Raw genomic sequence first — 12,539 nt, 5'->3', positions numbered from 1 at the left:
AACGGGTTCCCGGGGCTGACGGCACGGCGATCCCGGGAGCCACCGTGACCCTGGCCGCCGCCGCGGAACGGCATCGCCCCGAGGCCTCGTCCCTGGTGGCCGGCAATGAGCCGCTGCGGCACGATGTCGTGCTCCACGAGAGCGGCAGCCTGCCGGTCCAGGTGCACAGCGCTCTCGACGACCCAGCGGCAGATGTCCCGACCAGTGCCGTGCGGGTTCCGCGGCGGGCGACTGCCGGAACGATGCCACAAGCACGGGGCGACCCTGCGGCAAACGATCGAGAGCCCTGCCTCACAAACCGTGAAGCAGGGCTCTGACGTGCGACTACGAAGCAGTCTCCGTGTCGGGACGACAGGATTTGAACCTGCGACCCCTTGACCCCCAGGAGTGAGGGGTCGCCACCCTTTCTGGGCATAACGGTCGAATCTCGGGCGCAGGGCGTGCGTCTGCGTGCGTGCCGCTCAGTGCTGCTGACACCGTGTGGTCCCCAGCTGGTCCCCAAGCGCACAAGCCCACGGCTTACTCACCACTGCCGGGACCGACGCTGCCTCGTCTACTCGCCAGCGCGCCACGATCCTCTAGCTCGTCTTGGTACCCGAGGTCTCGGCCGACCCCTCCTACCGAGGTTCGCGGCGATTGATCGCGGACACAAACAGCTTTGGAATACGTGTATGAACCACTGGTCCCCAAACTTGGTCCCCACGCGGCTCCGGGGCAGGTCGCATCGCAAGGCCCACCTGCAACACTTCGATCGCGAGCAGGTACAGGCAAGAGAGACCGTCCGCGCCGACGCCGCCGTGGGCACCATGTCCCGCGTCGACTGGCTCTGCTCACGGGCCTCGACCTCGCTGACGGCATCCTCTGTACCCCACCACCCAGGTGGTGGGGTACAGAGAGCTCCACGATCAACGGCATCGTCGCCGCAGGAAACGACTTGCCCTCCCCGACCGTCACTGACCCGTCAGGCAGGCTCTAGCCACCGACGGCGCCCCCGGTCCTAGTCGGCGCGGTCGCACTGGACTCCCCGCACTCTGCTCGACTATCACGGCTGGATCGGCCACCATTAGGCGCCCGAGTTGAGACGGCGCCGAGCCGCCTGAGTGTCACACCTACAACGCCGCACCCCGCAGACGGCCGCCGGCGCCGTTGCCTCCGAGGTTTGCCGACGGCACCTCCTCTCCGCTGGAGGGGGCCCCGCCCACGCACAGCGCTCATTCGGCGCCGCCGCCTAACCTGCTTCCCTCTCTACCGCCCCCACCCCACGAGACGTGATGCATTCTCGCCGCCGGGCTGGTCCAGACACCTAACCCCCGCAGTCAGGGTGCGTATAAACGTCCTGAAAGTCTGGCGCAGCACGTGGGAGCGAGGAGTGGGTACTTGAGTAGGTCGGCCTCCTCAATTGGTTCGGGCGGAGGCGGCACGATCTACGAGTATCGCGTTGCAGCCCTTGATTTGGTTGCCTTGCTGTGTGGCGTGAACGTGCCCGGTCTCGACGTGGTTCCGGACTCGATCTGCCTGCAGCAGGGGGGGTGAGTTCCCTCTCGACGACGTCATCGCCCTGAACCACGAGGGCCCCTACAGGTTGGCGGTAGAGCGGCAGGTCAAACGCACACTGGAGATCGTTCCGAGTAGCGATCCGTGGCGCAAGACAATGCGACAGTGAGCCTTTTCCAACCTCAGTCTGAGCTGGCCAGATGGAGGGTGAGGACCGCTTGGACGAGGCTTGTGATCCGGGTTGTCGAGCAGCGGAGCTTGCGCAGGAGCCGCCAGGACTTGAGGGTGGCGATGGCTTGTTCGACCAGGGCTCGGACCTTCGCGTGGGACCGGTTGACGGCCTGCTGACCGGCGGAGAGGCTCTTCCATCGGCCGCGGTACGGGAGGCGGACCGCGCCGCCTGCGCCCTGGTAACCCTTGTCCGCCCAGCAGTTGATGCCGGCCTCGGTCAGAGCGTCGATGATGCCGTGCTCACGGGCGGCCCGGACGTCATGGACGGCACCCGCCAGGGCCGGTGAAGCCCACAGGAGACGGCCTTGGGGGTCGGCTATGACTTGCACATTCATGCCGTGTTTCTTGTGTTTGCCCGAGTAGAAGGGACGGTCGGCGGCGATCCGGTCGATGGGCAGAAGTGTCCCGTCGAGGATCAGATACGCCTTCATCGACGCGGCCCGTACTGCTTCGGCGAGCGTGGGGGCTAGAGCGGCCAGGAGCCCAACGGCCTCCGTGATGTAGCGATAGGCGGTGGTGGTGCCGATCCCGAAGCCGGCTGCGAGCTGTGCGTAGGGCTGGCCGTTGCGGAGGTGGGCGAGGGTGAGCAGGGCCTGTCGGCCTGCGTTCAGGCGCCGCCACCGTGTGCCGAGAGCGCGCCGACGTTCTCTCAGGCGGGTGGCGAGGAAACGGAGGGCAGAGCTGGACACGCCGACGCCGGACGGGTAGACACGCATGCGAAGCCTCTGGTGGAGACGGTTCTCTTGGTCGAAACCCATCTACCAGGGGCTTCACCTGTCTGTCAGGCCAACTGCCCCACCAACGCGAGAGGTTGGAAAGGCTCACTGCCACAGCAGGGCTCCTGGTATTCGGCCGGGATCGCATCCCGAACCGCCAGGAGGCCCTGCTGTTGTGAACGCCGCTCCTGCCGTGGGCTCGCCCCGGCAGGAACGGCGTTCGGTTGAGCAAGCCCGCCGAACGCTGAGCGGCAGGCTGCTCGGAAGCGGCCTAACTCACGATCCAGACCTGGGCCGCCGCCGGGTGTGCGTCGTCGCAACTCCACTGCATGAGCTGGCTGCCGGCACCGCCGACCGTGTCGAGGCACAGATTGGTGCCCACGTGCCTGAACTTCGCGCCGATCTTCTGGTCGACGATCACGGCGGTCTCGACCCACTGTTCCGACGCCAGCCCGTCACAGAGGTACTCGTCGACGGCCTCGCCCGGAACGCTGGTGCCGTTGTTGACCTCGGCGCAGTACCCGCTCGCCTGATTCACCAGGTAGTAGGTGCCCGCCGAACCGGTCGACACGAACGCCCAGTTCTGCGTGCTGGAGCCGTTGCAGTTGGCCAGCTGAAGTCTGACGTTGAGCACCCCGCCGGGCGCGTCCACGCATTGGCTGTAGGCCATGTTCTTGATCGTGTGATAGCTGCTCGCGGCAGCGGCGGCCGTGACACGGGCGGACACTCCCGTCGTAGAGCCCGGCGTCGGCACGGCGGCACTCGCTCCCGTCGCCAAGGTAACCATGCCTGCGCAGCTCAGAAGCGTCGCCGCCAGGACGGTGATCCTGTTCTGGATCTTCATCGTCGCAACTCCTATGACTTGTCGACCGGAAACCGATTCCGTCTCGCTCGTGGACAGTGTGTTCCGGCGAAAGCTCGCAGTCGCCCTCAGTTCCAGCCATCGCTTCCTGGCTTGTTCCTCTACGTCCGAACCAACGCGAGAGGTTGGGAAAGGCTCACTGCCGCCTCCCCCACCCCTTGGCCTTTCCGCCCTCGTAAGTATTGCGATCCTCGGCCGCCCCGGAGGGCGACCGCCACCGTCAAGGCCAACTTCGTGTTCTGCACCGTCATGCAGTTGCGATCCTCGGTCACCCCGGAAAGCGACCGTCACGGCCCAGCGCTGCCACGCCTCCGTCACCGCTGCATAGTTGCGATCTCCGGTCGCCCCGAAGGGCACCGCCACTTGGAAGCGTCGGTCGTCGAGTAGTACAACGCCCAGTTGCGATTCTCAGCTGCCCCGAAAGGGCAACCGCCACCCGGCGAGCGCTCGGGCATGACCCTCGTAGAGCTGGTTGTTGCGACCCTCGGTCGCCCCGGAGGGCGACCGCCACGAGGAGGAGCGCGAGCAGCTGTTTGCCGACGTTCCGTTGCGATCCTCGGTCGCCCCCAGAGGACGACCGCCATATGTCGACCATGCCGCCCCACTCCTGCGCGGCGTAGTTGCGATCCTCGGTCACCCCGGGTGACAACCGCCACTGACGTTCGAGCCGCTGATCACGCCGTACGCCTTGACGTTGCGATTCTCGGCCGCCCCGGAAAGCGACCGCAACCGACCAGTCCGTGACCCCGGCCGCCGTTGCCCGGCAGTTGCGATCCTCGGTCGCCCCGGAGGGCGACCGCCACAGCCTTCGCCGCCCGCCAGGCGGCCGCGTTCTGCTCCATGTTGCGGTCCTCGGTCACCCCGGAGGGCAACCGCCACAGCCATCCCTCGCAAGCGTCGGTGCCGCATCAACGGTTGCGATCCTCGGCCGCCTCCAAAGGGCGGCCGCCGCTGTGTTGCTACCACCGAAGACGACGCCGCACGTATACAGTGCGATCCTCGGTTCCCCCGGAGGACGGCCGCCGTGCCGGAGAGCCCACTGTGCGACGTCGGCCACAAGCCGTTTGCGTTACGATCCTCGTCGCCGCATACGGCGACCGCCGCGCCGGCCACCCTGGTACCCGGCCGACCGACGTTAGACGTTGCGATCGTCGGTCGCCGCCGACGGTAACCGCCACCCGAACGTCGAGGCCACCTGACGGCCCTCGTTAGCGTTTCGCTCCTCGGTCGCCCCGGAGGGCGACCGCCACGAGAGCGTAGCCGTTGATCCACTGGAACGTGGTGTTGTTGCGATCCTCGATCGCCCCGGAGGACGACCGCCACTTGGATGTTCTCGGTCAGTGCTGCACAGACTGCGCTGTTGCGATCCCCAAGCGTACCGGGGGACGACCGCCGCCTCCCCCCGACGCCGTTGTGGTCGACGTAGACCCGAAGTTGCGATCCTCGGTCGCCCCGGGACGGCGACCGCCACACCGAATACCCGCTCTGCCGCCCCTCTACCCCATGTTGGGATCCTCGGTGCCCCGAGGGACGACCGCCACGCCGCCAGCCGACTGAACGCCATCTGGCTGGATTGGGACTTGCGATCTTCAGTCGCCCCGGAAGGTGACCCCCACCAGTTCCAACAGCGGTCTCGAGCGGACCTGATAGAGGTTGCGATCCTCGGTCGCCACGGAGGGCGACCGCCACCGGCGAGTGACGGGGCAGCGGGGTCCCTGGGGCGGTGTTAAGATCCTCGGCCGTCCCAGAAGGCGACCGCCGCCACCGCGCCCACCCCAACATCGGCGAGTGCACGCTGCTGCGATGCTCGGTCGCCCCGGAAGACGACCGCCACTCGCTGACTGGGGGCAGGGCTACACCGACTTCGTCATGTTGCGATCCTCGGTCACCCCGGAGGACGGCCGCCACATTGCGCACGGCCGACCAGCGTCCCGGAGTTATTGCGGTCCTCGGTCGCCCAGGAGGACGACCGCCACTGCAGTCGAAGACGGGGACAAGGCCGAGGTTGCGGGTGTTGCGATCCTCGGCCGCCCCGAAAGGCGGCCGCCGCTCTGATGGCGCAGCTCCTGGCCGGCCAGTCCGGGCAGTTGCGATCCTCGGCTACCCTGGAGGGCGACCGCCACCCGAAGTCGTAGCCCCTAATCCGGCACCACCCGCAGTTGCGACCCTCAGCCGCCCCAAAAGGGCGACCTCCACCAGGAAGGTCACAAGCAGCAGCGGCCACCATTTTTTTTTTGTTGCGATCCACGGTCGTCCCGGATGACGACCGCCACTCGATGCGCAGCTGCCGGCCGCACGGGCAGATCTCGCGGTTGCGATCCTCGGTCGCCCTCGAAAGGCGACCGCCACCTGGGACCAGAGGCCGTCACCGCCGAGTCGGCTGACGTTGCGATCCTCGGTCGCCCCAGGGGGCGACCCGCCGTAGAACCACTCCACGCGGTACGTCTCGTTGCGATCCTCGGTCGCGCCGGAGGGCGACCGCACCCGTCTGAAGGCCCCGAAGCTAATCACCCTGTGCGTGTTGCTTTCCTCGGCCGCCGCGGAGGACGACCGCCACAAGACGCGGCCGCCGATCGTTGTCACGGCAGCGTGGTTGCGATCCTCGATCGCCCCACCGAGGGCGACCGCCACCCTGCTCATTAAAAGACGACCTCGTTGGCCGCGTAGTCGTTGCGGTTGTCGGCCGCCAGGGCGACCGCCACACCCATGGACAGCGCCCAGTGCGGCGCTTCCTGGTCGTTGCGACCCTCCGTCGCCCCGCAGGGCGACCGCCACGCGCAGCAGTTGTTCGTGCTCGCATTTCATGACGTCGTTGCGATCCTCGGGCGCCCCGAAAGGCAACCGCCACCCGGAGGAGCGGAGACGCCCCACCATGTCCGCAGCAGTTGCGATCCTCAGTTCCCCGGAGGGCGACCGCCACTTCGGCGGTGGTCTGGTGATGGCGTTCACCTCCGCCTGGTTGCGATCCTCGGTCGCCCCGAAGGACAACCGCCACACGTCGCCGCGGATGAGTCACCACTGCTGTACATGCTGTTGCGATCCTCGATCGCCCCGAAGGGCGACCGCCACGGCGTAGTAGTGGAGGCTGCCGGGAAGGGCGTATTCGTTGCGATCCTCGGGCGCCCGAAGGGCGACCGCCACCACGAGCCTGACCATCTCGCCCCACTCCTTTTTGATGTTGCGATCCTCGGTCGCCCTGGAGGACGACCGCCACGGGGCATGCCCTTCAGGTCGCCGGCCCTCCACCGGTCGTTGCGATCCCCGGCCGCCCCCGGACGGCGACTGCCACCCCCCGGACCGTCGCCCGCTGGCGTACCGCCTGGCGTGTTGCGGTCCTCGGTCGCCCCAGAGGAGGACCGCCACGCTGGTGATGGTCTCGCCAGCAACGACCCGGTCTTTGTCGCAATCCTCGGTCACCGCGAACGGCGACCGCCACCTGGGGGCTCGACGGCCACACCTTCCGGGAGCCAGTAGTTGCGATCCTCCGTCGCCCCGGAGGGCGACCGCCACAACAGGGCGGCGCCGATGGCCTTGTCGATGTCCTCACGGTTGCACTCCCCGGTCGCCCTGGAGGACGACCGCCACCCCATGGTCCTGCTCGACAACGCCCTGCGCTACTGGCCATTACGATCCTCGGTCGCCTCGGCGGGTGACCGCCACCTGACGCCGGCTGCGATCGTCGATGCGAGCGTGGTGTGGTTGCGATCCTCGGTCGCCCCGGGGGGGGCGACCGCCGCCGGCGGAGCCGCACGATCGTGGCCGCCTGCGCGCAGTGGCGATCCTGGGTGTCCCGGAGGACGGCCGACACCGTGATCGGCCCCGTTCTTCGACGTGTCGGTGTCGAAGTTGCGATCCTCGGGGCCCCGGAGCGGCCGCCACGCGGGAAACCGATGGTGTCCGGGCAAACGTCGCCGTCGTTGCGATCCTCGGCCGCCCTGGGGGGCGACCGCCACAGGCTCTTCCGCCCGGTACTGACACCATCAACATTCCGTTGCGATCCTCGGCCGCCTCTGGTGGCCGACCGCCCCACCTTGACCTGGCCGTTGGCCATGTCGAGGCCGAAGTACGTGCGATCCTCGGCCGTCCGGAAGGGAGACCGTCACCTACTTGCCCCTCCACGCCTCGTCAGGCATGTGCTCGTTGCAATCCTGGGCCGCCTCTCAGGACGACCGCCACCCGTTTCCGGTTTTCGTGCGGCCTGCCGCCCTGGTGTTGCAGTCCTCGGCCGCACCAGGGAAGTACCGCCACGGGGTCGTCGGTGAAGCAGAAGCCTCCCCACTTGACGTTGCGATCCTCGGACGCCACGAACGGCGCCCGCCTCATCAAGCTGCCTGGCTACGCCCCCGGTAGCGACCGCCCCAACGACTGGACAGCTTGCTCGCAAGGTCAACCGGTTGCGATCCCTGGCCGTCCCGGAGGACGACCGTCACTGGGAGGCCAGCGGGACCAAGCGCCACCGAACCATCTCGCCCCGTAGAGCGACTGCCACGCTGACACTGGTTCCACATGTCGTAGGGCCCGGAGTTGTTGCGATCCTCGGTCGTCCCAGAGGACGAGCGCCACCCGGCGTGACCATGGCCGGGCCTATGCATCTGCACAGGTTGCGATCCTCGACCGTCCGCGATGACGACCGCCACGTGCCCTACGCGCGGCCCGTCACGGAGAGCGTGGACGAAGGTGCGATCCTCGGTCGCCCCGGAGAGCTGCCGTCACACATCCACGTCGCCGCGTTTCGACTGGTGCGGGCGGTTGCGATCCTCGTCCACCCCAGAAGGCAACCGCCACTCGGTGCACGTGGTTGTGATCCGTGGTCTCCCCGGAGGGCGACCGCCACCTGGCCGACCACGAAATCTGAGCCACCCGTGTCTTTGTTGCGATCCTCGACCGCCCCGACGGACGGCCCTCGAGTTGACGAATTCGTGTTCTAGCCAAAGAGGCGGGACGTTGCGATCCTCGGCCGCCCCAGAGGACGACCGCCACCATTGGCGCCGGTACTCGCCGTCAGGACCGACTTCTGTTGCGATCCTCGGTCACCCGGAGGGCGACCGCCGCCCCGGCCGACGATCCGTGACTTCCAGCTCTTCAACGAGTTGCGACCCTCGGTCGTCTCGAAAGACGACCGCCACCGTTGCCGCAGACGACGCTGTCCGTTACGGCCCGGAGGTTGCGATCCTTGGCCCCCTCAGGGCGGCCACCACGGCGTAGGCGTGGGACTTGTTGAAGCCCTACTTGGCGTTGCGATCCCCAGTTGCCCTGGAGGGCATACGTCCAGGGCGGCGATGTTGGCGGCCGGCTGGCCCGGCGCGCCGCCTCGGCAACCCCAACTGAGAGGGCCCGGGGCCAGCGCCACGCCGGGCTGGCGACGCTGCGGTACGAAGCGTTGTGATTCTCATCCGCCCGGAGGGCAACCGCCTGGTACAACTACATGTCGTTCCAGCCTGCCCGATATCCGTTGTGATCCTCGGCCGCCCGTAGGGGCGACCGCCACACGCCTACGTCCACCATTCTGGACTCCCGCGGCCCGTTGCGACTCTCACCCGGTCCGGAAGGCGACCGCTACTCCCGGCGTTGCTTGTCCGGCGCCAGGCCCAGCAAGGCCGAACGTTGCGATGTTCGGTTGCTGCTCGGAACCGTTGGATACGTCAGCCGCTCCGGGTTGGTATTAGCCGATGAGGCGGGTAAGGGTTACTCCCTCAGGCACGCTGTCCTGGTCGATGGTGATCCGGTCCGTGTAGTCGTCCCAGGATCGTGCCTCGCTGTGGCCCAGGGGTTTGATGCGGATCAGGTCGAACAGTTTGTGGGCGGGTGCGCGTCCATAGGCGTCGTCGTGTGTGAAGACGTAGAGGCCGCGGATGGCCATCTCGCCGCGGGAGGCGGCGCGGTCGTGGTCGAACATCATGGTCATGGCTTGCCAATAGGCGACCAGGTCTTCTGTGGAGACGCCCCCCTTGGTACCGAGGGCGCCGGAGTAGAAGCCGTGGCCGCGGTAGAGCCCGTAGGGCACGTAATGCTTGTTGCCCATCTCGGTGACCTTGCCCTTGGCGAGGTCTTCGGGCTTGTTCGGGGCGACGCGGGTGATGCCGGCCTCAAGAGGCGTGACGGGGTCGATGGAGCGGGAGAAGGTGAGCTGCATCGGTCCGCGGGCCCTTCCGGCGTGCTTCTTCTGGTCGCCCACAGACATCACGGCGCCAAACAGGCGCACGTCGTAGAAGTTGCGGATCATCCACTGCTGGGCCGAGGCAGTCTCGCCTTCCTTGGCGCCGCCTTCGTGGTACGCGCGCTGGATCTGTGGGTTGAGGGCGACACCTTCCTCGACGTACATCTCGAAGCCGGGCTGCCCCTGGTGGGCGAGGGTGACGGTGTTGCGAATCTTGCGCTTGAGGGCGACGTCCGTGATGAGGCCCTGGCTGGTGATGGGGTCGGTGCGGGGCATGCCGCCGGCGTCGGGGTCGCCGTTGGGGTTGCCGTCCTTGACGTCGATGAGGAAGACGTAGTCGTGCTTGCGGGTGGGGTCCAGGTGTGCGGCGGTCATGACGGTGTTCAATGTCCTTTCGGCTGTGGTTGTGTGGGCTGTCGGACGCTTACCAGAGGGTGCTGTCGGAGGTTTTTGCATCATCGGCGGCTTCGGGAAGGGCATCCGCGGCCTGGTCGGCGGAGAGTTCCTTGCCGGCTTCGCGGGCCTTGATGGCTTGGGCGGCGGCGCGGGCGGAGTGGGCGCGTTGGTGTTCGTAGCCGAGGATGAACAGTGCCTGCTGTTCGGCGTTGAGGTGGGCGGGCAGGCTGTCGAGCAGGTCGAAGGCTTCCCGCATGCGGTTTTCCATGGCCTTGGCGGCTGGTTCGCTTGTGCGGGCGATGGTGCGCAGGTGGGGGCGTGCGCCGATGCGGAGCCGGGTGAGGGGTGCTCGGGGAGAGACGACGGCGGTGGTCAGGTACTTGTCGGTGATGGTGGTGTTGACCTTGGGCATAGCCTTGCGCTGGATTGCTTCGAGCATGGCCATGATCCGCCCGCAAACGTATCCGGGCTCCGTTGAGGCGGGGTTTAGCTGGGGCACGCACAGCTCCTTGTGGCGAGTGGTGGTACGGGTCAGGGTGAGGCGCAGCAGCGCGATGCGGGGCCAGTCGATGTGGTGGTCGGCGCGGATGCGCTGCATGAGGATGGGCAGGACGTGGGCGGGTGGTGGGGTGCCGTGGAGTGCGGCTTTGGCCAGGTCGGCCTGCAGATGCTTGGGGGTGGTGGTGTCGATGTACTTGTTTTTCCGCTTGTCCCAGCGGGCGGCGGCGAGGGCGAGGCGCCAGACGGACCAGTAGAGGTAGGTGTTGTTCCAGCCGTCCCAGGTCTGCTGGTCGGCGAACCAGGTCCCGAGCCGCTGTTTCAGCTCGGGGACGGGGATGGTGATCCAGTCGGCGACGATGACCCTGTTGGTGTTCACGCGCAGGGTGACAGCGTGGAAGGCGTCCTCGTCGACGGCGGCCAGGGCATCGCGTCCTTGGCGGGGGTGGTTGCGGCCGTCGATGAGCTGGGCAACTTCCGTGGGTTCGGGGTTGTCCAGGGTCCACATGTCGATTTCGGTGGTGGCATCGCGAGTCCACCACACGAGGGCGGAGTCGCCAACGCCGGTGTGGTGGTCAGGGTCGGCTAGCAGCGTGTTCAAGGCGGTGGTGGCCTTGGTGCCACACTCCACGCAGATGGGAGTGGCGCCGAGCTGCTTGAGGCCGGCCCGGTAGTGGGCGGGCTGGTTGAGGCAGATCAACTGCGTGTTCATCCCGGAGCCGGGCAGGCCCTTGATGGGAACGGGGAGAGTGGACAGCAGCGATCCCTGCTGTCCACAGACGAGGCAGATGCCTTCCTGGGACGTGCCCGGCTTGCCGCTCTTCGCGCTTCTGACCTTTTCGGCCCACCATCGTTGGGCTTGGGGCAGGTCGTGGATCCATTCGCCGTCCACACTGATGGCGACGAGGTGCCCTTGCTCCATGCCCTCCGGCCAGCTGTCCGGTGCAGGGGTCTTAAGCCACTGGGTAAGAGTGTGAGCCTGGGGAAGGCCGGGGTGCTCGTTGCACCAGGACGTCACCATGGCGCGATAGGCGGCGTGACGCTCGTTCGCCTTGGTGATGTCCTTCGCGCTGGTTGAGGGGACCTTCTTTCCGTCCGGCTGCTTCACCAGGCCGGGATGGGCCAGGACGTACAGCGCGCTGTCGGCGAGCAGGAACGGCGGCGGGTTCTTCCCGGAGCGGCCGGTGTACGGAGCGGTGACAGTCCGCGGCTCTTTCACCTTCGCAGGGCGCAGATCGGTGATCAGAGGCTCGGCGTTGCCCGTGCTGGACAGGTCGATCCGCCACATGACCGCGCGGCGCTGGTAGTAGTCGGGAACGGCGTCCTCGCGGCTGTCGGCGTGCTGGACAAGGCTGTGCAGTAGCACGTCAGACCGTCCCCTCGGCAGACGCGCGGCCCTCGGCCCCGGGCATCCCGCCCGCATGGGCCGGGTCGAGGGGCTTGTCCGGCACGTGGAGAACGCCTCGTTCGAGGCGAGCGCGGAACCAGTGGTAGCGCTCCTGGCCCTTGGGCAGGTACTCGATGTGGTGGAGCATCAGCCCGATCTCGTCGACCGGGGGAATCCCTGTCCGGTCGGCAGCGGTGACGACGCCGGCCTCCTCGGCTGATCCGCGGGGACCGAAGAAGGCCGCGAACTCGCGGCAGCCGAAGTGGGGCTGCTCGAAGCAGGCACCGCGCTTGAGACGGCGGTCGAACTGGTCGCGGTACTTCGGCAGCGGCGCGGTGCACCGTTCGGTGGCGTTGATGGTGGCGTGGATGCGATAGGCGACATCGCGCAGCGCGACGGTGACGCGCTGCCCCCGATCCTCAGCCACGTCATACCGGTAGCCGCTGTTGGCGCGCAGCTCCGCGTAGGTCTTCTTCGTGATGACCGAGTTGTTGACCTCGTTGCGTCGGAAGGTGGTCCACTGCACCGGCTTGAGCAGTTCGATCCGCTCGACCTGGTAGGTCAACTCCGGTTTCCACAGGATCGCTTGCAGCAGTCCTGCCGCTGCCGACGGAGTCATGGTCGGGTAGGAGACCCGTTCGACCTTGAGTTCCGGGCGGGTGAAGCAAGCCAGTGGCCCCCACGCCTCCACCTGCACGTGAAGTGGCCGGTCAGCCCTCTCTCCGCGTTGCCGGATTTGTGCCGTCATCATGCATCTTCCTCCCTCATGCACAGGTCGGCCGCGGCCCGTTGTCAGTG

The 12,539-nt window shown here is 67.4% G+C and carries 5 protein-coding genes; all 5 read right to left on the bottom strand.

Features of this window, described 5'->3' with window-relative positions:
- Positions 1-1,676: 1,676 nt before the first annotated feature.
- On the bottom strand, positions 1,677-2,441 hold the full coding sequence (locus ABZ624_RS32365; RefSeq protein WP_360096991.1) for an IS5 family transposase: 765 nt from the start codon (positions 2,439-2,441) through the stop codon (positions 1,677-1,679).
- A gap of 271 nt (positions 2,442-2,712) precedes the next feature.
- Positions 2,713-3,285 carry an RICIN domain-containing protein gene (locus ABZ624_RS32360; RefSeq protein ID WP_360096988.1) on the bottom strand — a complete coding sequence of 191 codons (573 nt, stop codon included), beginning with the start codon at positions 3,283-3,285 and terminating at the stop codon, positions 2,713-2,715.
- A gap of 5,680 nt (positions 3,286-8,965) precedes the next feature.
- Complete coding sequence (gene cas7c, locus ABZ624_RS32355) at positions 8,966-9,835, bottom strand: type I-C CRISPR-associated protein Cas7/Csd2 (protein ID WP_360096985.1); 870 nt, start codon at positions 9,833-9,835, stop codon at positions 8,966-8,968.
- A 49-nt stretch (positions 9,836-9,884) separates the two neighbouring features.
- The gene (gene cas8c, locus ABZ624_RS32350) at positions 9,885-11,720 is read right to left on the bottom strand and encodes a type I-C CRISPR-associated protein Cas8c/Csd1 (RefSeq protein ID WP_360096982.1); all 1,836 of its coding nucleotides are present in this window, start codon (positions 11,718-11,720) and stop codon (positions 9,885-9,887) included.
- A 1-nt stretch (position 11,721) separates the two neighbouring features.
- On the bottom strand, positions 11,722-12,489 hold the full coding sequence (gene cas5c / locus ABZ624_RS32345; RefSeq protein ID WP_360097092.1) for a type I-C CRISPR-associated protein Cas5c: 768 nt from the start codon (positions 12,487-12,489) through the stop codon (positions 11,722-11,724).
- Between the last annotated feature and the right edge of the window lie 50 nt (positions 12,490-12,539).

The sequence above is a fragment of the Streptomyces sp. NPDC007205 genome (assembly GCF_040634095.1).
GTDB lineage: Bacteria > Actinomycetota > Actinomycetes > Streptomycetales > Streptomycetaceae > Streptomyces.
The sequence above is the reverse complement of the archived record's forward strand: the minus strand, read 5'-3'. Positions and strand labels throughout refer to the sequence as shown.